The organism is Paenibacillus sp. FSL P4-0338, from assembly GCF_038002365.1.
GTDB lineage: Bacteria > Bacillota > Bacilli > Paenibacillales > Paenibacillaceae > Paenibacillus_AQ.
The window spans coordinates 4,301,721-4,322,530 of sequence record NZ_JBBOCG010000001.1; the positions used below are offsets into that span (position 1 = coordinate 4,301,721).

The 20,810-nt window shown below is 57.2% G+C and carries 12 protein-coding genes; 2 read left to right on the plus strand and 10 right to left on the minus strand.

Going from position 1 to position 20,810, the window contains the following annotated elements:
- Nucleotides 1-923: 923 nt before the first annotated feature.
- From MKZ07_RS18870 to MKZ07_RS18880, 3 genes are read right to left on the minus strand one after another with little or no spacing between them, the layout of a single operon-like run.
- Nucleotides 924-3,464 carry a GH36-type glycosyl hydrolase domain-containing protein gene (locus MKZ07_RS18870; protein WP_341027122.1) on the minus strand — a complete coding sequence of 847 codons (2,541 nt, stop codon included), beginning with the start codon at nucleotides 3,462-3,464 and terminating at the stop codon, nucleotides 924-926.
- On the minus strand, nucleotides 3,461-7,741 hold the full coding sequence (locus MKZ07_RS18875; RefSeq protein ID WP_341027123.1) for a glycoside hydrolase family 2 TIM barrel-domain containing protein: 4,281 nt from the start codon (nucleotides 7,739-7,741) through the stop codon (nucleotides 3,461-3,463). The genes MKZ07_RS18870 and MKZ07_RS18875 overlap by 4 nt, the downstream gene beginning before the upstream one ends.
- 2 nt (nucleotides 7,742-7,743) lie before the next feature.
- Nucleotides 7,744-8,409, minus strand: a complete 666-nt coding sequence (locus MKZ07_RS18880) for a hypothetical protein (RefSeq protein ID WP_341027124.1) — start codon at nucleotides 8,407-8,409, stop codon at nucleotides 7,744-7,746.
- A gap of 308 nt (nucleotides 8,410-8,717) precedes the next feature.
- On the opposite strand from MKZ07_RS18880, the gene MKZ07_RS18885 reads away from it, so the two are divergent.
- Nucleotides 8,718-9,527: a polysaccharide deacetylase family protein gene (locus MKZ07_RS18885; RefSeq protein WP_341027126.1), complete on the plus strand. Its 810-nt coding sequence runs from the start codon at nucleotides 8,718-8,720 to the stop codon at nucleotides 9,525-9,527.
- A gap of 266 nt (nucleotides 9,528-9,793) precedes the next feature.
- Here MKZ07_RS18885 and MKZ07_RS18890 read toward each other — a convergent pair whose 3' ends face one another.
- From MKZ07_RS18890 to MKZ07_RS18920, 7 genes are all read right to left on the minus strand, one after another.
- Nucleotides 9,794-10,852 carry a hypothetical protein gene (locus MKZ07_RS18890; RefSeq protein ID WP_341027128.1) on the minus strand — a complete coding sequence of 353 codons (1,059 nt, stop codon included), beginning with the start codon at nucleotides 10,850-10,852 and terminating at the stop codon, nucleotides 9,794-9,796.
- 858 nt (nucleotides 10,853-11,710) lie between these two features.
- The gene (locus tag MKZ07_RS18895) at nucleotides 11,711-13,006 is read right to left on the minus strand and encodes a homocysteine synthase (RefSeq protein ID WP_036694915.1); all 1,296 of its coding nucleotides are present in this window, start codon (nucleotides 13,004-13,006) and stop codon (nucleotides 11,711-11,713) included.
- A 306-nt stretch (nucleotides 13,007-13,312) separates the two neighbouring features.
- Nucleotides 13,313-14,035, minus strand: coding sequence for a GntR family transcriptional regulator (locus MKZ07_RS18900; RefSeq protein WP_036694914.1), 723 nt, complete (start codon nucleotides 14,033-14,035; stop codon nucleotides 13,313-13,315).
- Between the two features lie 10 nt (nucleotides 14,036-14,045).
- The gene (locus MKZ07_RS18905) at nucleotides 14,046-15,059 is read right to left on the minus strand and encodes a sugar kinase (RefSeq protein ID WP_341027131.1); all 1,014 of its coding nucleotides are present in this window, start codon (nucleotides 15,057-15,059) and stop codon (nucleotides 14,046-14,048) included.
- Nucleotides 15,052-15,807, minus strand: a complete 756-nt coding sequence (dagF, locus tag MKZ07_RS18910; RefSeq protein WP_341027132.1) for a 2-dehydro-3-deoxy-phosphogluconate aldolase — start codon at nucleotides 15,805-15,807, stop codon at nucleotides 15,052-15,054. The genes MKZ07_RS18905 and dagF overlap by 8 nt, the downstream gene beginning before the upstream one ends.
- Nucleotides 15,807-16,913 carry a DgaE family pyridoxal phosphate-dependent ammonia lyase gene (locus MKZ07_RS18915; RefSeq protein WP_076159719.1) on the minus strand — a complete coding sequence of 369 codons (1,107 nt, stop codon included), beginning with the start codon at nucleotides 16,911-16,913 and terminating at the stop codon, nucleotides 15,807-15,809. Before MKZ07_RS18915 ends, dagF begins: the two co-directional genes overlap by 1 nt.
- Nucleotides 16,891-17,991, minus strand: a complete 1,101-nt coding sequence (locus MKZ07_RS18920; protein WP_256707172.1) for an amidohydrolase/deacetylase family metallohydrolase — start codon at nucleotides 17,989-17,991, stop codon at nucleotides 16,891-16,893. The genes MKZ07_RS18915 and MKZ07_RS18920 overlap by 23 nt, the downstream gene beginning before the upstream one ends.
- A 269-nt stretch (nucleotides 17,992-18,260) precedes the next feature.
- On the opposite strand from MKZ07_RS18920, the gene MKZ07_RS18925 reads away from it, so the two are divergent.
- Nucleotides 18,261-20,597 (plus strand): helix-turn-helix domain-containing protein, encoded by a 2,337-nt coding sequence (locus tag MKZ07_RS18925; RefSeq protein ID WP_341027134.1) that lies wholly within the window; start codon nucleotides 18,261-18,263, stop codon nucleotides 20,595-20,597.
- Nucleotides 20,598-20,810 lie beyond the last annotated feature (213 nt).

The following is a 20,810-nucleotide window of genomic DNA, read 5'->3' on the forward strand; positions in this document are numbered from 1 at the left end:
CCCTTAAAATGACACATGCTGCCCCGGCATCGCCGGGACAGCATGTTGAATAGGTATGGTTGTTGAGGATAATGACTGGGATGATGGCATGACTCAAAGTGATGACTAAAAGAAAGACATGCCTGAGAGATAAATGAGAATGATAATCATTGTTGCAATAGAGCAACTATATTTCCTTAGCGCAACTTATACCTATACTATACCACGCAAGGAGTAAAAGTAAACCCCGGGGGCAAGCCTGATTTTTGGGAAATAGGGTAAACCTGGGGAAAGGGTACAGATTGCTAGGGAGGCGGATGAAGGGAATGCGGGCTAGGCGGGTTAGGAGATTAAGGCGATTAAGGCGGTTACTGGGGCGCTAGTTGATTAGTGTGTTTAGTACGGTTAGTGGCGGTGCTTGGGATTCGTGGAGTTAATGAGGTTAATGAGGGCGTTTTAGCGAGGTGGCAGCTAAGGATGTGAATTTGTTTAATGTCATTAACAGTAACTTATAGTTCAGCTGCGAAATCAGGTGCACTTCTGCACCTCATTTCCACGTATCTTCCGCTTTAGGCGAATTCAGGTGCACTTCTGCACCTCATTTCCACATATCTCCCACTTTAGGTGAATTCAGGTGCACTTCTGCACCTCATTTCCACATATCTCCCACTTTGAGTGAATTCAGGTGCACTTCTGCACTTCATTTCCACATATCTCCCACTTTAGGTGAATTCAGGTGCACTTCTGCACCTCATTAATCCAGCGATTTCAAATGGTGGGGCCAGGTGCGCAGTTCCCCATTGCATCAACCGGCTGTCGTTGCACACCAAAAAAAGTGTCCCGCACGGGCATTGCTAGGAGCCGATGGCGGGACACTTTTTTATATACTGCTTATAAACTGTGAGTCTAACTTATACACTCTGTCTCTACAGAAAGCCTACCGTTTATAGTATGACCTCCACTTTCACAGATTGTTTGTGCGGGTATGGGGGGATGACTGTTCCTTCGAGCCGTTCGCCGTCCACCCGAATTTCTTGGACGCCTGAGCAGACATGGCTATTGTTCTTCACGGTAATCTCATACTCGCAGCCACGGAACCGCCGGCTGACCGAGAAGCCCTCCCAGGAAGACGGGATGCACGGGTTAATGGACAGTCCGGCCAGCACCGGCTTGATGCCCATAATGTACTGCGTAGCGGCTACATACATCCATGCGGCCGTCCCGGTCAGCCAAGATACGTTCGCCAGACCGAATCTGTCGGACTCCGGCCCGAACAGGTTCGAGGCATAGACATACGGCTCCGCTTTGTAGCGCTGGACTCCGGCTTGCTCCATGGCGACGTTCGGGATCAGCTGGCGGTAATATTTGTACGCCTGGTCCCCTCTACCCAGCATACACTCCGCAATAATTGCCCAGGTATTGGCATGGCAGAAGACGGCCCCGTTCTCCCCGGTTCCTTTGTTATAGTTGGTTAACGGATCGGCGGGATCAGGGAAGGTGGTGATGGACGGATGCAGTTTTTTGATGCCCAGCTCTGTATCTAGAATGTCACGCACACTGTCCATCGCCTTCAGCCCCTTGTCAGGCTCAGCCATCCCGGACAGGGTCGCCCAGGTCTGCGCATTGAGCCAGATCTGGGCCTCCTCATGCTCAGCGGTACCCAGATACCGCCCGTCATCCATCACCGCCCGCCGGAACCATTGCCCGTCCCAGCCCAGCGTGTTCACAAGCTGCTTCTGCTCCCCGTAGAGCCGGTCATAGTCCGCCGCATGCTCCGGGTAACCGGAGGCCGCCGCCAGATCCTTCATGCGCAGCAGCACGGTCCCGAACTGCATCGCTGTCCAGATGCTCTCTCCCCTGCCCTCACGGCATACGCGGAAAAGCTGGTCATTCCAGTCCGAGCGCAGCATCAGCGGGAAGCCGTTCGGTCCCAGCCGGGAGACGGTGAAGTCCACCGCCCGCTTCAAATGATCATACAGCGGCGCTTCACCGCCATCATAGAACGGGATACTCTCCTGAAGGAACGCCGCGTCCCCGGTCTCGGCCAGAATGTCCCATACGGCAAGCGCCGTCCACAGGTGATCATCCGAATGGATGCTGGTCACCGGGTCCCAGCCCTCATTCGGGAAAAAATAATGATTCACATGCCCGTCCTGGTACTGCTGCCCCAGGAGCAGCCGGACTTTATCCTTGGCTGCCTCGGGATCGTACGGTACGACCGCCAGAGTATCCTGGGCCGTATCCCGGTAGCCTACGCCCCGGAAGGTGCCGGTGGCATAATACGAAATATTGCGCGAGAACAGAAAATTCCGCTGCGCCTGATACGGATTCCAGGTATTAAGCATACGCTGCGCATCCTGATCCGGCAGCTCACAATTCCACGCCCCGAGGTAACGCTCCCAGTTCTCCTGAAGTGCCGCATAGGAACGGGTGACAAAATCCGCCTCCCGTGAATGGCCGATGGCCCGTTCAATCTCTTCCTCGTTCATCGCTGTTCCGAGGAAAAAGTTCACGGTGCGGGTCTCTCCAGGCGCAAGTCTTACCCGGACCTGGAGTGCGCCGCAGGGGTCGCCTCCCAGAATGGCCGAGCCAGTGCAGCCCCCCTGCTCAATAGCAGCCGGATTGGATTCGCTGCGGTAGCTGCCGATGAATTCTTCACGGTCTCCGTCATATCCGGCGAGCGGGGCATCGGACATCATATAGACCAGCGGGGTTTCGTCCGGCTTGGGCTGATTTTCCACCCCGTATTTGTAGATCAGCGCTTCCTTGTCATGGTACTGCACCGAGACCTGATGCTTGTTGTAGCATTGCCATTGCAGCTCGCGCATGAATTCCATCATCCCAAACTCGGCGTAGGCATACACGTTCAGCTCCTTGACCTCACTGCTATTGTTCGTCAGCGTCAGATTCCAGATCAGCGAATTCTCATAAGGCCCGACAAAATATACCGTCTTCGCTGCCAGCTCATCCGCCTGCGCTTCAAAGCGGGTATAGCCCATGCCATGGCTGCTCCGCCACTCCTGCGGCTTCCGGAAGGCCGGCTCATAAGTGGGACACCAGTAGCTGCCGGTTCCTGCATCCTGCAAGTAAATATACGGGCCGGAGCGGTCGGTCGGCAGATGGAAGAAACGGTAGCGGGTAATCCGCCAGATCTGCGGAGATTTATAGAAAGATAGTCCCCCGCCTGCATGGGACAGCATCGTATGGAAGGTCCCGTTGGATAAATAATTCAGCCAGGGAGTCGGCATATCATGCCGCTTGAACTCTACCTCCCTCGCTTCATCGTTGAAGGCGAAATACTGGTCCAGCTCAGCAGTGCGGGCAAGCAAATTGCTCCCAAAAGGCGGTTCTACAGCCTTGTTACTCTGTGCGTGGCCAGATGGGTCTGCGGGTGGTACGGATGATGTGAACGGTGCGGATGATGCGGATGGTCCCGGTTCATTGGCGTTCATATCGGTCTGCTCCTCTCCATTGCTCTTGCTCATTTGGGCTCCACCTCATCCATCGTCAGGCGGAACTCCAGATCATTCATATACGTGCCGTCTGTATTCAGGAACACCATGCCGAAGGCGATATCCTCCTGCGCTCCCCTGACGATGGCGATCAAGCGGTTGATCCCGCTGGCCAGCGTAATCTCCTGTTCAGGATCTGCCACCAGTCTGCCGTTCATATAGATCTCAAAAGTACAGGCCGAGTTCACCCGGAGTCTGCCGGTTCTTGTGCCGTCCCTGTTCATGCTGTCTGAGGCTGCATCCGCCGTCTCCGGCAGGTGCACAAAGCAGCTCAGGAACAGAGGGCGTCCTTCCGGTGCGGGAATGAGGAAGGTTCCGTTTGTGCGCCGTTCTTTTTTCTTCATCCAGCCGTATAGGCCTTCCCCCAGATTGTTCAGGGAGAATTCAGGGTCTGTATAGTAGGCCTTCATCGCCTCGTAGTCGATATGCGGCGGACAGAACAGCGTCATTGCGGCCTCCACCGCCCACTGCGCATCCTCCTTGTCATGAAGCAGCAGCTCATCGTCAAAAGCGGCTCCGAGATTGGCGAGCAGGCGGGCGTAGAGCCTTAGGCTCTTGTCACTGTCGGGGTCGGTAAGCAGCTGCGAGCAGAGGATCTCTCCCGCTCCGGCCGCCTGGCGGATCACAAAAGCCCCTGGAGCTGCCGCCTGGCTGCGGTTCAGCTCGACTAGCGCCAGCCTGCTGTATTCCGCCGTATGCTGCCCGGCGAAATAGTCCTTCCAGGCCGTGCCTTCCACGCTGGTGCACAGCACCTCGGCGCCCGGCACCTCCAGCCTGCATACGGCCAGCTCCCGGTTGACGACATTCCGGGGTGAGAGATGCACCTTATCGAAGCCGAACAGGTCGACCGGGCTGATGCCCTGGACGGCGGCGTGCGCGTAGTCCGCCGCCAGATGATACGTGCCGTGCGGCGCGATGCGCACGGGAGCGTCCAGCAGGCGGGCGAGTGCCTCCTGCCCGCCGGGCTCTGCCGGCAGCACCAGCACGCTGCCGCCGGCCAGGGCTGCCTGGCGCACGGCTTCCGCCGCGCCCGGCACGCCCAGCAGTTCGGCCTCCACGACGAGGAGGCCGGGGGGCAGGCCGGACAAGCCTGCGGCGCTGTCCAGGCTCTGGCCCTTCAGGCGGAGCTTGCCGAGCAAGGCCTCCGCCATTCCGCCGCTGCGGACCCACACCGCAGCGGACCTTGCCGCAGCGGGCGCCAGCGCGGCGGGTCGCCCGGCAGCCGCAGCGGACCCGGTGACGGCGGCGGGCTTGATGGCGGCGCCAGGGCTGGCCGCGATGCCAGGACCCGCGGAGGCATTCAGCGCCGCAGCCGGGGGAGCGGCCGCGTGGACCGCGCGGCCCGCGTACTGCAGCAGGCTGCGCAGCAGCAGCTGCGCCTGGGGAACCCGCTGGAGATGATCCATGATCTCCAGCTGATTTGCCAGGAACATGCCGGCTCCGCTGCGGTATTCCAGCAGCGGTGACCACAGATCGCCGCCGTCTCCGAAGTCTCCTGCGCTGCATTCCAGCAGCAGGGTGAAGTCACCGGTTACCGGCTTCTCGAACGCCGCCCGGATGATCGGCAGCGACCCGTCCTCACGCAGCTCCCCATGCCAGTACATCAGATCCTCCGCGCCTAATCCCCGAAGTACCGGATGCCCGTAATCCCCGGCATGGGCGCGGATGAATTCCCTGCGGGTGAGCGGCAATCTGCCGGGAGAGAGATGAAGCTGCTCCAGCAGCAGCAGCCGGCCGCCCCGCTGCACGAATCCTCTCAGCCTCCGGTCCAGCGCCCCGTCCTTATCCTCCATCTTGCTGCCGACAATCAGCAGGGTTCCGGCCGCAAGCTTCTCTACAGCTTCCGGTTCTGCCTGGACCAGAGCTGGCACCAGCGTGTGAATCGCCTGGAAGTCCCGGTCAGAGCCAATGTATGTTGCGGTCAGAGCGATCTCTACCGGCTCAGTCCGGCAGCTCCCGGACAGCAGGCGATAGCTTACCTCAAGCTCATGCATCAGCTCGCCGCCATGGAACAGGCGGGCAGACAGGGTCGCTTCTCCTTCACCTACCGCTGCGTCTATTCCTGCCCCCTCTCCTGCTCCAGCTCCTTCACCATGGACCGCCTCCGGCATCCATTCCAGGCGGATGCTCTGGCGCTGAGCAGGCTCATGACGGAAGCGGAAGGTCTCACTATATACCCTGTGACTGCCCTGTATGACTTCACATTCGACCGTTACTTCCTGCGCTGACTGCGTATCGTTATAGACATCGAAGCTGCGGGAGACCGGCGCATCATCGAAGAAGCAGCGGTTGTATTCAGCGGCAATCAGCGTGACTGGCTTGAAGGCCGCGGCCATAATGGCAAAAGCAGGATTAGGCCTGTAGACCGGATACTCCTCCGGCAGCAGCCCGTTGTTCAGCGAAAGTGAGTAGGCCCGAATCACAGCAGGCTTAGGACCGGGTGTGGTCAGATCGGCCTGCGGCAGCTTCAGCTCCTGCTCCGGCATCGCCCGCATGAAGTAGTGGACAAAGTTAAAGGTAGAGATGCCTGAGACGCCCTGCCGCCGTGCATATTCCACGAACAGCCGCTCCTTGTGGGCTAAACCGGCAGCGCTTGTGTCCGAATCCTTATATACATCCATTCCCGAGTACATACTGCTGTTCTGCGGACAGATGTACCACCAGCCGCCATGCTCGCCGAAGGTGAGCGGAACCTGCCGGTCCCACTGCGCGATCGTGCCGTCAATATTGTAATGGCGGCTCTCCACCTCGGTCTGCTGCCTGGAGACCAGACGGTTATCCCCCTCCACCATGACCGGGCGGGTATCATCCAGCGCCTTCATCAGCTCGATCAGGCCGGGAATATGCTGCTTGTAGTGATCCCTTCCGTCCACCCAGCGCATCTCGTTCTGTACACTCCACAGAATGACCGAAGGGTGATTCTTGTCCCGCTTCACCAGCCGCTGCACATGCGCGCGGCAATTGCCGATGAAATCGGGATGGGCGGCATCCATGCTTTTGCTGGAGCCGTAGATAGCCGTCTCATCGACAATCAGCATCCCCTCCTCATCGGCAATCCGCAGATAATCGGACGGATAGGGCTGCGCATGCAGCCGGATGCTGTTAATGCCCGCCTGCCGGCACATCCGGTACCAGCCCCGGATATAGTCCTCAGTCTGCTGGGCCGCCCCCTGAAAATGCCAAGAGTCCCCCCGCAGATTAACAGGAATCCCGTTCAGCATAAACTGCGGCCCCTCACACCAGAACTCCCGGAAGCCGAAGGTCTCGCTCCGGCGGTCCAGAATCTCACCGTCCGATTGAAGCACAAGCTCCAGCTCATACAGGACTGGGGAATCCGGGCTCCACAGCATAGCCTCCTGCCAGGGCAGGCTGAAGGCCGCTCCGCCCCATTCCCGGCTGCCGGTATTGCTGCATAACTGCCGCCCGGCCGCAGCCTGCGCGGGAAGAAGCGATACTGCGGCTTCCGCCTCAAGTACGGGCTGCGGACGGACAGCCGCCAGCGGCTGCGACAGATGCGGCGGCTCTGCCTGCGCGGACGGAATGCCGGACTTCCGCTCCCTGACCTGCAGGAGCACCCGCAAACCTTCGGGTGAGGGGCCCTCTTCTGTGCTGCTGATCAGAGCATCCACTTCCAGCCTTCCCTGCCGGACAGAGGTACGGATCGTAAGATCCTCCAGCGTTACCGGCGGATACGCCTCCAGGAAGACATCCTGCCAGATGCCCCGGGCAATTCTGCCGAACCAGGAGCCGGAGAGTCCGGTGATTTTGGTCTCCCCGGAGGGAAGCACCGCCGTGTCGAAGCTGCCGCAGACTACATGCAGATGCTGCTCCCGGCCGGACTTCACCAGTGCGGTGATATCCAGCCGCAAGGGCAGGAAGCCGTCCTCCCAGATCGCAATCCGCTCGCGGTCCAGATAGATTGCCGCTTTTTGCATAACGCCCTCGAACCGCAGTACGATCCGCTGCCCCAGCATCGTCTCCGGCACCTGGAAGGTGCGGTGGAGCACCCCGGCTTCAGCCTCATTCCATTCCCCGGGGTATCTGTACACATCGAAGGGCTGGAATTGATACTCGGCGACTTCGCCGAATTTGCTGCCCGAAGGCGCAGTATAGCTGTAGCGCCAGCTCGATGGGACCTGTATTTTGCGGGCCTCGTATTGCAATCTCTCCGGAAGGGCGCGGGTGCGCGGCTGGTCATAGAGCGGCATGAAATCCCACTCGCCATTGAGACATATGGATGTACGTAACATATTCATTCTCCTTTTCCTAAATGGGGGCGGGGGATGGTTAGGACGAGCGCAAGCTTTTTCCAAATGGCCTGACCCGTCTCCATCTCACTCCATTTCCTGAAATGCGGCTCCATCACCTCACCCCAGTTCTCCGGCCGGAGATTCGTGGTAAGCTTCCCTGCGTACGGGGTAGGCTCTACCGTTGCAGGCAGCTCGGAATAAAAGAACAGCAGGTTCTCATGCAGCCCGATAATCCCGTACTTGTCGCCGTCTCCCGGGCGCTCCTCCTGATACTGGTAATGGTGATACACATAGCTGGCGACCTGCTCCGGCTTCAGCGCCGCCACTCTTCCGTAGGGGGTCCCCCCCGAATGACTGCGCTTCCAATGTTCTGCGGTGACCGGCTGCTGATAATGAAAAATATCTATCAGAGGCACCCACAACCGGGGCTGCCCCCCTCCCGGCCACTCCTTAAGAATCTCTGCCGCACCCTGAAATAGCTGCTCCGGCTCCACCTCCCTGCTGGCGCATTCATAGTACAGAAACAGCTCCTTACCATCCTGAAAAATACTCAGCCGTTCAAGGCCCAGCCTGTCCATGCGTTCATTCAGTAACGGGGTCTGTGCACCCCAGAACGCTGACGGATTAGCATCCTCCCGGCACTCGGCTCTATATAAACAACGCTGCATCGTGTCCCTCCAACCTTATGTCATCTACCCTTTTAGAGTAACGTATCCGGCGGGCCGGTTCCTTGACGATCATGCCCTTCTTTAGCATAATAACGACATGAGAAAAGTGCGGATACTTTACTAGAATTAAGCATGTGAATCCCCTTCCAATAGATGGTTGATCAAGCTCCGAAATATCTCTTTGAATAAGCGTCTTGCTATCCGTCCTCACTTCTGGCATCATTTTTAATGAATTATTATCTTTAACTTAGAAAGAACAGCTTATTGGGACTTCACTCTATTCGTACAATCAGGGAGGAAAGCAAAGTATGAGAATCAAATTTGATCTTTTTCCGGGCGGAGTTTCTAAAGCGCTAACATTAAGCTGGGATGATGGAAGAACCTACGACCGGAAGCTCGTGGAGATTCTGAATCAGCATGGGCTGAAGGGGTCTTTTCATCTCAATTCGGGATTGTTCGGCAATGAGGGCTACATCTCGCAGGACGAGGTGGCTGTACTCTATGAGGGGCATGAGATTTCGGCGCATACCAGCACTCATCCGTTCCTTACCATGACCCCGCGCGAGGGGATCGCCGATGAGATTCTGACGGACCGCAAGGCGCTAGAGGAGCTAGCCGGTTATCCGGTCCGGGGCATGTCCTATCCGTTCGGCAATTACAATGATCATGTTATCGCCCTACTACCTGCCCTGGGCATTGAATATTCCCGCACGGTGAATTCCCACCACAGCTTCAGCCTGCCGGACAACCTGCTAGCCTGGCACCCTACCTGCCACCACAAGGAGATGCTGGACTTGGGCAAGAAGTTCCTGGAGGAAAAGCCCCGTTTCTCTTATATGCAGCTGCTCTATGTCTGGGGACACAGCTATGAGTTCAATGACGATGATAACTGGCAGGAGCTGGAGCAGTTCGCCGCTATGATGGGCGGTCACGAGGACATCTGGTATGCCACCAATATTGAGATCGTGGACTACCTGTCCGCTGTGGAAGGACTGCGCTTCTCCGCTTCGCAGAAGATGGTCTATAACCCGTCGGCAACGGAGGTATGGGTCTCAGTGGGGAATGAAGCCCGCCGCATCCCGGGCGGAGCTACGGTCAGATTGGGGCACACGACTTAAACATATGAGATAAGTCAGACGACATAAAACACACCCTATTAAGTTAGATTAAAAACCCGATTCCGCACAGCCCCAGGGCCTGGCGTAATCGGGTTGTTGTGTATTTTCGAAGGTTTTGCGGTTAATTCGTTGGCATACGATTGTGGAGATGGTGAAGAATAGAGCAGCCGGATTGGTCGTTGCCTGCCGATCCGGCTGCTTGCGGCAGATCAGACAGTGTAGGCAGGCCAGCCCGCCGCTACTGCCAGCTACCGCTAGATACCCGGCTACTGCCAGCCTCCGGCGGCGGCATCTACATTGTCCTGCCGGGCAATCCAGGTCAGGCAGGCCGCCCGCAGCAGCGCTTCGGTTCGCTGAGCCGCGCTGCAAAAGACCCCGCTCATGCCGATCTCATACAGATCGGCCAGCGCATACGCCGCCGGTGCCCCTGCGGCGAGCACCGCAGCCGCCGGCCGCACCCGGCGTACGGCGGCCAGCACCCCAGCCGCCGCCAGCGCGAAGCCCTCGGCGGCGTTCTCTCCGGGCGCGGCCTCCGCCGCCGCGCCGTCCAGCACCAGGAAATCGGCGATACGCGCGATTTCCCCGGCGGCAGCCTGCCCCACATCGGGCGCGAGCAGCGCCCCGATGCGGCAGGCTGCCGCATAAGCGTGGCCGAGAGTCTGCTCGGCCACGCCCTCAATGAATTCGCGCTGCGCCGCGAATTCCTCCAGGCTGGCGGGGTACGGCGCCAGCAAGTCGATGCGGCTGTCGCCGCCCAGCCGCTGGCTCTGCAGCGCGGCGGCGAACAGCGCATCAAGCTGCGCATCCTGAAGCGCAGCGAGTCTGGCCGGGCGGGCAGCAAGCTCCGGCGTGTAGAGCAGAGCAACTGCGGCCCAGACGCCGTCCGCCGACTCCAGAAGGTCGGCAGCAGCAGCCCGCAGCCGGTGACAGATCCGCTGCAGGATACGCTCCGCCTGCTCCTCATCACTGCATGACATCCAGCTTGAATAGAGTGCTGCGACCTCCGGCGCAAGCAGCCATTCCTCGCCCCGGATCAGGCAAGGGCCCGCAGGGTAGACACCCGGCTCTGCGCGTTGAAGAGACCGCTCGCCCGCTCCATCACGCAGGACCAGGAAAGCCTGGCGCTCCCCCGGGCGGCGCGAATAAGTCCGCTCCCGGTTCACTTTTCCCTTACGCGGCTCCCCTTCAGCAAGAAATTCCGCTGCTGCGGAAGCTACAGATGCGGACTGGCTCATCTCCACGCCAATGGTCCGGTCGCCGGTGTTATACTTGAACGGGCGCTCTTCCTTGTTTGGATCATCCTTCTGCTGGCGTTCACCCTTCATCCTCGCACCCACCCTTTACCTTTGAATTACTGCCGCTCCGCTCCCCCTGAGGAGAAGCTGCCAGCATTTTAAGAGGCTTCAATCTATAAATACTGGCAGAGGCACTGAAATATGCAAACGTTATCAAATGAATGCAGCAGCAAAATCTTACCCGGATGAGTAGTGGACATGCGGTGGGGTGACGAGCTTCAATGGGTAGGCGAGCTGAAGTAGGCGGGAAGTAACCTTTACATATTCTGTTGTTAATCTCTATAGACTTCGAATTAATTTAGGGTTCGGGTTGGCTTCTGCTTGGCGCTTGGTGATCAATTGTATTTACTACAGCAGATCTTCTCTTTAGCGGCTGTAAAAAGCGATCTGTTGCAGTTTGTACAGCAGATTTTCGCGGAAAGGGTGTTTTGGAGGCATGTGCCGGAAATCTGTTGTATGGAATACATCAGAACGGAATTTAACGCCGGATATAGCCTAATCTATTGCAGAAAGTACAATTGCCGGGCAGTTTCAGTGCGGATCAATCCCTCACGAACCGTTTTTCTCACAAACTATTCCTTATTTCCTCGCAAACCCTCACCCTCTTCCCATTACTCACACTCACACTCACACTCACACTCACACTCCCAACCCCACCCCCTGCTCCCGCAAAAAAAGACCACCGCCTAATACAGAAACATTCTGCATCAAACAGTAGTCTTTAATTCCTCTTCCTAAGTTGCAAGGAACTGTGTCTAATTGAAACCAGTTGGGGGGGGAGTACAAGGCTTCTGCTCACCGTCTATCCGGCTACAACTCTCCGGCAGCTCGGCAGCTCAGCGGTTCAACCTCTCACTCCCCAGCACAGCCCGCTCCCGCTAACCCTTTCTATCCCTGCTGGCTGGCAGCGATCGCCTGCTCCAGGTCATAGAGGATATCGTCGATGGATTCGGTGCCGATGGACAAACGCAGCAGCTCCGGTGTAACACCGGCGGTAATCTGCTCCTCGACCGACAGCTGCTGGTGGGTGGTGCTGGCCGGGTGGATGATCAGCGACTTGGAATCGCCGACATTGGCCAGATGCGAGAACAGCTTCACGTTCTCGATCAGCTTCACCCCTGCGGCCGCCCCGCCCTTAATTCCGAAGGTCAGAATCGCGCCCTGGCCCTTAGGCAGATATTTCTGAGCCAGCTTATAGGATGGATGACTCTGTAGTCCGGCATAGCTGACCCACTCTACAGAATCATGTGCCTCCAGATATTGGGCGACCTTGAGTGCATTCTGGCTGTGGCGTTCCAGACGCAAATGCAGCGTTTCGAGTCCCTGCAGCAGCATCCAGGAGTTGAACGGGGAGATCGCCGCGCCGAGGTCACGAAGCAGTTGTACCCGTGCTTTGATGATATAAGCGATAGGGCCTACAGCTTCAGTGTAGACTACCCCGTGGTAGCTCGGGTCCGGTTCGGTCAGGCCGGGGAACCTTCCGCTGGCCTTCCAGTCGAACTTGCCGCCGTCCACGATGATTCCGCCGATGGATGTGCCATGGCCGCCGATGAATTTGGTTGCCGAATGCACGACGATATCCGCACCATGTTCAATCGGACGCAGCAGATACGGGCTTGGGAAGGTATTATCCACAATCAGCGGAATTCCATGTTCATGGGCGATAGCCGCCACTGCTTCGATATCCAGTACATTCCCTTGCGGATTACCAATGGTCTCGGCGTACAGCGCTTTGGTCTTGTCCGTAATCGCTGCCCGGAAGTTCTCCGGATTGTCGGAATCCACGAACTTCACCTGAATCCCCAGCTTAGGCAACGTTGTAGAGAACAGATTATAAGTCCCGCCGTACAGACTTGCGGAGGACACAATCTCATCCCCTGCTCCGGCAATATTCAGAATAGAGAAGGAAATGGCCGCCATTCCGGACGCGGTCGCCAGTGCACCTGCCCCGCCCTCAAGCGCAGCAAGACGCTGTTCAAACACATCGGTCGTCGGATTCATCAGCCGGGTGTAGATATTGCCGAACTCCTTAAGCGCGAACAGATTCGCTGCGTGCTCCGCATCGCGGAACCCATACGAAGTGGTCTGGTACAACGGCACGGCACGAGCTAAAGTAGTGGGATCAATCTCCTGGCCTGCGTGGACGGCGAGGGTTTCAAAGGACAGCTTGTGCTCTTCTGACATGGGTGTTTCCTCCTCTAAAATAGGTAATGTCAAATGTTAACTCTACAAGATTGTACCTATTCTCTCACAAACCATGTCATTTGAAAAGATAAAATTCTTATTAATTCACTGTGTTTTATTAAGTTTAGCAAGCCAGAATAACCTCCCTGCAAAATGCTGTACATTCTGCAACTTTGGAGGGATAGAGCCGATAGGTTTCAGCGAATCTTGTTTTTCAGGCACAATTCTTAGCCGCGGGCTACATCAATCCTAAAAAACCCGCTGCAAGCAGCGGGTTCAAGGGAGCGGCGCTCATCAGCCTCCACCTCAAGTATCATAGCTGACCAGATAGTGATGGAGCTCCGTATTATAGCAGCCGATACTGTGTTCGATCAGCCGGCCCTCCCCGTCATAGGAGTTGCGCAGACGCTTCAGCACAGGCGTCCCCGGCGGCAGCTTGAGCAGCAGGCATACCTCGGATGGTGCCGGCTCCACGAAGAAGCGGTCCCTGAAGTTCTCCAGCACAATACCGTTCTCCTCCAGCGAGTCGTACAAGGACTGGATGTCTGCCCCCATCTCTGCCGCTCCCCCGCCGGGCAGGGCTGCTGCCGTAAGGAAATGCACCAGATGTATATAGGGCTGGCCATCCAGAATATACAGACGTTCGATCCGCTGGCAATACGGCCCGTAGCGGCTGTATTCCTCTGTTCCTGCTTCATTAGCGAGACGCTGGGATGCGAGCAATTTCTTTTCCAGCTTATGGCCTGCTTCGACCAGCAGCTCTGTGAACCGTTTGCCTTTGGAGAGCTTCTGGTAGGCGGTATTGCGCATCACAATGGTTCCGACGCCGCTTTTCTTCTGCACATAGCCTTCCTGGGCCAGCTCCTGGACCGCGCCGCGAACCGTCATTTTGCTGACATCGAACTCCTTCTCGAGCTGAGGCTCGGAGGGGATAATGCTGCCGAGCGGGTATACCCCGTGCAGAATCCGGTCTTTGAGGATCTTGTGGATCTGCTGGTATAAGGGGCCTTGCTTGCGTTTCAGTGACACCTTACGTTCACTACCTTTCAACATCTAAGGTAAAGTCTGACAGCGCCCGGAGCACCTCGCTCTCGGTAAACAGCGCGGTATCTCCCGGGATGGTGTGGGCCAGCATCGCTGCGACCGCTGCCATCTCCACCGTCTGCTGCTGCGGATACTCCTGCAACTCACCATGGATCACAGCGCTGGCAAAAGCATCACCGGCACCAATCCGGTCATACACCGGGAAGGTCAGCTTGCGGGAGAACGCGAATGTACCTTGACGGTACAAATATCCTGTCAGGGAATGCGTATTGTCCGCATTAATCTCACGGTGGGTGCCCGCTGCCGCTCTGATTCCGAAGCGCTCCGCCACAGCGGGAACCGCTTGCTTCAACTGTGTTATTCTATCATAATCTGCCGCTGCGGTGCCAAGAATGTACAGCGCATCCTTTTCGTTCATCAGCACCAAATCGGCAAGCGCAAGCAGCTCTTCGTAATGCGGACGGGCCTTGGTATACCCCGCCTCACCCCATAACGCCGGACGGTAATTGCAGTCAAAAACCACCATGCCCCCCCCACGCTTCACCTCCGCCGCAAGCTGCTTCATCTGCCCGCGCACTCCGTCATTCATAGCCAGCGTAATGCCGCATAGATGGAGCACATCCACCCGGGAAGCCAGCGCCGCCATATCATACTGACCAGCCTCAGCGGTATTGAAGCTGCTGCCCAGCCGGTCGGTATACGTGACTCTTCCGGGGCGGGCGCCGAACCCGTTCTCCAGGAAGTACATTCCGAGGTGCTTGCCGCCCCGGCGGATCAGTGACGTATCCACCCCAAGCTTGCGCAGATAGGCCATCGCAGCTTCCCCCACTGGAGTCTCCGGCAAGGTTGTGATTAGTGCTCCATTATGGCCGTATTTGGCGAGCGCCGCCGTTACATTCACCCCGCTGCCCGAAAAAGAGTACTCCAGCCTGCTGCTCTGGGCCAGCGTCTCCACCCCCGGCACCTGCAGCCGCATCATCACTTCGCCGAAGGCCGCGATTCTAGGCATACCGGTCCACCAGCGATTTCATCTTATGGAGCAGCGTGCGGACATCCTGCACCTTCGTGCTTCCGGTCTGCGGATCAATAATGGAAGAATAGATATGCGGGATCACCTGCGGTACGCCTGCCTGAAGCGCAATCTCCAGAATGGGCGCGAAGTTATCCGGATCGATTCCGCCTGTAGGCTCCAGGGCAAATCCGGCTTCTCCGCAGGCCTGGGCCACCGCACGATACTCTTCTTCCAGCTCCAGCCCTTTCATCGGAAAATATTTGAGTGCATTGCCGCCCATATCCCGGACCAGGGCAATGGCAGCGTGCACTGGAACGATGGCCTGCGAAGCATTCCCCGCGCTGACCGGCCCGGTGGAAATATTGACATAGCCCGGCTGTCCGCAGGGAGAGACCAGGCTGTTAATCCAGCTGTCCTTGGCTCCCAGGTTAGCACGGGTCGCGCCTACAGCCGGAAAGACCTGGTTGATATGGCTGCCCGCATAGCTTGCAGCAATCTCTGCGACCACCGCCGCCTGGCGGTTGTCCCCGGCACCAAGCCCGATGGATACGGCATCCTGGATCCCCTGTCCGTACTCCGTCATAGCGGCGGACGCTTCCTGGGCGTTGGCGTAATTTTTGGAGAGTACGCCCACCAGAACATGCCCTTCGGCAGCCTCGTAGATATCCTTGGCGTTCCCGATACTGCCGGCCAGGACATTCAGTGCCGCTCTGTTCTTATAAAAACGCTCCTGAATCTTGCTCATTATGATCTGCCCCCTATAATCTCTTGAATTCTGCTGACGATAACCTGGAGATCATCGCCCTGCAGCGATCTCGGATCGATATCGAAATATCCCTGCTTCACGCCATAGTCCCGCGTATACACGGCAATATCGCCTTCCCGCAGGCGGTCATTGACCTCTCTTGCATCCCTTCCCGCAGCAGCGGCATCAATCTGGATGCGTCCCCGGTAAATCGCCCGCCCCGCTTCATCCTGCACGGTGCGGACCGACACGCCGGGAAGACCGGCGAGCGGCTGAAGTGCCTCCAGCGCCTGCTTCTCCTGCTGGCTGTTGTCCGCCTTGTCCTGATATTCATCCAAAGCCTGGAGCAGCCCGAAGGTCGTCTCTTTGCCGACCTTCATGCTGCGGCCGATCCCGTGCAGCTGCACCTTCAGCCAGCCGATGTATTTCTTCCCGCCCGCTACAATGCCCGAAGTTGGACCTTCCACCGCCTTCGAGCCGCTGTAGATGGCCAAATCGGAATACTGGACATATTTGCGCAAGTCCTCCTCCGCAGCCGCATCAACAATCATCGGCACACCCCTGCGCCGGGCAACCTCCCAGGCCTCCTCCACCGAGATCATATTCTTCTGGACGGCGTGGTGGGATTTCACATAGAGAATCGCTGCGGTACGTTCCCCGATGGCCTGTTCAATATGCTCTACGCGGCCTTCATTCGCATATCCCGCTTCAACCACCCGCCCTCCGCCAAGGAAGACCATTGTCTCCACCGGCGCTCCATACTGCACGTTATGGCCTTTCAGCATGATAATCTCATTCTTCAGCACCGGCTCCTGATGCAGGCGCAGGCTAAGCCGCGGATCTCCGGCGGTCACTATGGCCGCCACCGACAGCGCAATGCCGCTGGAGGCCGAGTTCACCACAACGGCTCCTTCCGAGCCGAGCAGACGGGCGATGTAATCTCCCGATTTGTCCACCAGATCCGCGATTTCCACATACCGCTGCCCTCCTTGCTTCATTGCCTCCATGACTGAATCCGCCGGTGCAGACACGCCAAGGATGCTCATTCTTCCGCTGGCATTAATCACACGCTTCAATCCATATTTAGCCTGTAATGAGTGATCCATTGATAAAGACTCCTTTTGCTTCAATATAGTGGTGCGCGGTCCGCACCCCGCCCTCTGAGTCCATAAGCTGTTTCTCACCGTCTTCCAGGGAGAATAAGGTCAGATTCGCCTGCCCCCCTACCCGGATCTGCCCAAGCTCCGGCTTGCCGAGCCACTCTGCGGCGCTGCTGGTGACGGCACGGATTACCTCTTCCAGACTGTAGCCGAGATAGAGGAACTTGGTCAGTACATCCGCCATGCTGTACACCGGACCGTTCAGCCGGTTGCCCCGGTAGATGTCTGTGCTGATCGTATTCAGCACGATACCAGCCGCCTTCGCTTGTTCCGCCACCCGGAAGGAGAAGCTTGCGGTGCCATGCCCTACGTCCAGTTGGACACCCCGGTCTACAGCATCCAGCAGTTCCGGCAGCGGTGTGCCGTCCGCCCGGAACAGATTATTGGCTTTGCCGTTCAGGTAATGAGTAATTACATCGCCCGCCCGCAGCAGCTCCAGCACTTCAGAGATAGCAGGCGGCGCGGAGCCGATATGCACCATGAGCGGAAGCTTCGTCTCATCCGATAAGGTTCGTGCCAGCTTAAGCGGCTGTATGCCGCTGCCCTTAACGACGCTTTGGCTGATGCGGGCTTTCAGGCCGACGATGAATTCAGGATAAGCCTCCACTGCTGCAAGCGCGCGGGCCCGGTCAATCCACTCCAGCTGCGAGAGCTCGTCGGTCCGCGCAAGTCCGATTCTTGAGATATTAAGCAGTGCGAATACCCGGGTATCGGCCAGAAGACTCGCACTGTAAAAAGCCCCGATCCGGTCTGCTCCGCAGCTCCCGGCATCCACCAGTGTCGTCACCCCCTGCTTCACCCCGATCTCGTCAATCTGATCGCCGTAGGGGTCAAGCTCCGGCACAGCATGCACATGCAGATCAATCCATCCGCTGGAGCCGTATAACCCGGAGCAGTCCAGCAGGCTCCTGCCTTCCGCCTGGCCCGGCGGGGTAATCGCGGTAATGATTCCGCCCTGAATGGAGATATCCACCGTCCGGCCATCCACCAGCTGCAAGTTGCGCAGCACGTTCTCTGTGCCCACTCGTCCCATCTCCTTCTTCAATTACAGATTTACAGGGGAATTACCAAAAATGATTAATGACATGAACTCCATACATCCTTATATTTAACAAGTAGCAATGGCTGTGCCGTCCTGTCATAAAAATATAAAGCTGCTTCACTCCAAAGATTATAATGTTATAATGTTTATAGTAGCACAAGTGTAATCCAGAAGAGAACTGCGATTTCTAATCCAAGAGGTTCCATCCAAGAATTCTAATCCGAATATCTTAACACTGGAGGTACTGCTGCATGTCCAATCCCGCACCCCAGCCATCCTTGCTGAACCGGTTCCGGCTGACCTGGAATCACTTCAAGTCAAGGCTGCTGCTGAAATACGCTTTTTCCTATATCCTCATGTTCCTGATCCCGCTCACCGGCGTTACCATCTTCGTCTATGAAAACGCCGTCAAGGGCCTGCGGGTCGAAATTGAACAATCCAATGTTAATCAGCTTAATCAAGTGAAAAGCACCATCGACGGACGGATGAATGAGCTTCAGGAGATCGCCGGACGCATCGCCTATGACAAGCATCTGACCCCTTATATGGTCCGGCATCCTTATTACAGTCTGGAGGCGATTCAGGCACTGGCGAATTACAAGGCCAGCAGCAGTATCGCCGAGGATCTGTTCCTCTACTTCCACGGCGATTCCAATATCTATTCTTACCGTGGGTTGGCTGATCTTCATGTCACCTTCGATACTCTCTATCAGTTCGAGCACTGGACCCCGGAGGAACTGCGGCGTGACTTGAACGAGACCCGTCAGCCACTGGTCCGTCCAGCCGAGAATGTGACGGTCAATTCCCGGATGGAGCCGATGCTCGCCATGCTCGTCCCGGTGAAGCCGAATGACCCGTTCCCTTACGGAACAGTTGTCTATCTGATGAAGGAATCCAATCTTACCGGCGTCATGGATTCAGTTCTGAGCGATTTCTCGGGCAGCAGCTATATCTTCGGCCCCTCCGGCGAGGTGCTGACCGCGAACAGCCATGGCGTCAGCTTCCCCCAGAACGAGCTTCAGACCCTATCCGCTCTTAAGCCGGGGATTCACAATCTGGAGCTGGACGGAGAGCAGTACTCTGTGGTCTCTGTGAAGTCTGAAGAGAATGGCTGGACCTACGTCACCACGATGCCCAGTTTCCAATTTTTCAGCCGGGTCGCCCATGTTCAGACGCTGATTCTAATTGTCTTCTGTATTACAGTTGTTACCGGCATAGCGGCCGCGCTGCTGCTGGCCAAGCGGCAATACCACCCGATCCGCGATCTGATGGAATTCGCCAAGCCGCGGGGCAGCGGCAACGAAGCTCCCAAGCTGCGCAATGAATGGGAATCGATCCGGCAGACGCTTCATGACTACAGTGCCCGGATTGACCTCCAGGAGCCTTTTGTCCGCAACCAGTGCATGCTGCTGCTGCTCAAGCACGGCCAGCCGGATGATCCCGAGATTGAACAGATGATCCTGAGCGCAGGCTTCAGGCATCCGCAGGGACAGGGCCTCTATTTCTCGGCCATCCTGTCCTGGGATGATGCAGCGCAGGGCGGCAAGTCTTGGCAGGAACGCCATCTGCTGCAGGAGATGCTCAGCAATATCTGCCTGCCGGGCCCGGATGCGCAGATCTTCGGGATTGAATTCTCGGTCAAGGACCAGTTCGCCCTGATTATCTCCCTTCCAGGGGAAGGGGAGATGCCTGTTCAGCACCGGATGGAGCAGGTTATTGAAGCCATTCAGGCAGTGATCCGCGAACACTCGCAGCTCGCGCTGAGCATCGGTGTCGGCATGGCCTACCGGGACCTCGCCAGGCTGAACCAGTCCTTCATTGAAGCCTCCGCTGCTCTTGAGCACCGGATGATCCGGCGCAGCGGCCAGGTCACCTACTTCGAGCAGCTCGCAGAGCTGAATCCCGCCGCTGCCGAGAGCTTCTGGATTCCGCGCAAATCCATGCTGAAGCTGGAGCAGAGTCTGAAGCAGGGCAACGAATCGGTAGCGGCTCAGATGATTGCCGACACCATTGACACGATCAAGGACGAGCCGCTGCAGGTTCATCTGCTGCGGTGTATCTGCTTCGATCTGTTGAATGCTTTTCTGCGTACCGCCTCGGAGCTGGGTATGGATGAGGTGTTCACCAATATGCCGGAGCTGACCTCCTTCGAGACGCTGGAGGAGCTGGAGAGCCGGCTACTCTCGCTGGCTTCCGCCATTTGTGCCCAGGTGGAGCGGAACACCGAGAACAGCGAATCTTCCCTGATGGATGACATTCTGGCGTATGTGGATCAGCAGTTCGCAGACTACACCCTGAGCCTTGAGCATGTGGCGCTGAAGTTCGCCATCTCGACCTCTTATTTAAGCCGAAGCTTCAAGGAGAAGACCGGCAGTAATTTCTCGCAATATATCTGGCAGCGGCGTGTGGACGAGGTGATCCGGCTGCTGGAGAACTCCAGTGCTCCGCTCAAGGAGATCATCGAGCAGGTCGGTTACCTGGATGCACCCAACTTCATCCGCAAGTTCAAAAAAGAAACCGGTCTGACGCCGGGGCAATACCGCAAGGAACATGCCTTGAAGGGGGCCGCTGCGAAAAGACCGGTTTGAAAAACGGGCGGAGCGTCCGCCCTGAATGTTGGCATACAACCAATCCTGCACATAATGCAACATTTTACTCATCCTATGGGCCCGAACGCATAATTGTTGTACAAAAGGCAGGATTCCATCTTTATCGGGCAGCGTGGCAGGTTTATTCCTGCATTCTATGCAACATTCCTCCCGCAAAGCTCGCTATCTGTGAACCGGGGCTGCAAAATGTGC

Coding starts and splice junctions, on each gene's coding strand:
- MKZ07_RS18925 (WP_341027134.1), top strand. CDS start 18,261: ATGTCCAATCCCGCACCCCAGCCATCCTTGCTGAACCGGTTCCGGCTG.
- MKZ07_RS18870 (WP_341027122.1), bottom strand. CDS start 3,464: ATGAGCAAGAGCAATGGAGAGGAGCAGACCGATATGAACGCCAATGAA.
- MKZ07_RS18885 (WP_341027126.1), top strand. CDS start 8,718: ATGAGAATCAAATTTGATCTTTTTCCGGGCGGAGTTTCTAAAGCGCTA.
- MKZ07_RS18880 (WP_341027124.1), bottom strand. CDS start 8,409: ATGCAGCGTTGTTTATATAGAGCCGAGTGCCGGGAGGATGCTAATCCG.
- MKZ07_RS18890 (WP_341027128.1), bottom strand. CDS start 10,852: ATGAAGGGTGAACGCCAGCAGAAGGATGATCCAAACAAGGAAGAGCGC.
- MKZ07_RS18875 (WP_341027123.1), bottom strand. CDS start 7,741: ATGTTACGTACATCCATATGTCTCAATGGCGAGTGGGATTTCATGCCG.
- dagF (WP_341027132.1), bottom strand. CDS start 15,807: ATGAGCAAGATTCAGGAGCGTTTTTATAAGAACAGAGCGGCACTGAAT.
- MKZ07_RS18905 (WP_341027131.1), bottom strand. CDS start 15,059: ATGCCTAGAATCGCGGCCTTCGGCGAAGTGATGATGCGGCTGCAGGTG.
- MKZ07_RS18915 (WP_076159719.1), bottom strand. CDS start 16,913: ATGGATCACTCATTACAGGCTAAATATGGATTGAAGCGTGTGATTAAT.
- MKZ07_RS18895 (WP_036694915.1), bottom strand. CDS start 13,006: ATGTCAGAAGAGCACAAGCTGTCCTTTGAAACCCTCGCCGTCCACGCA.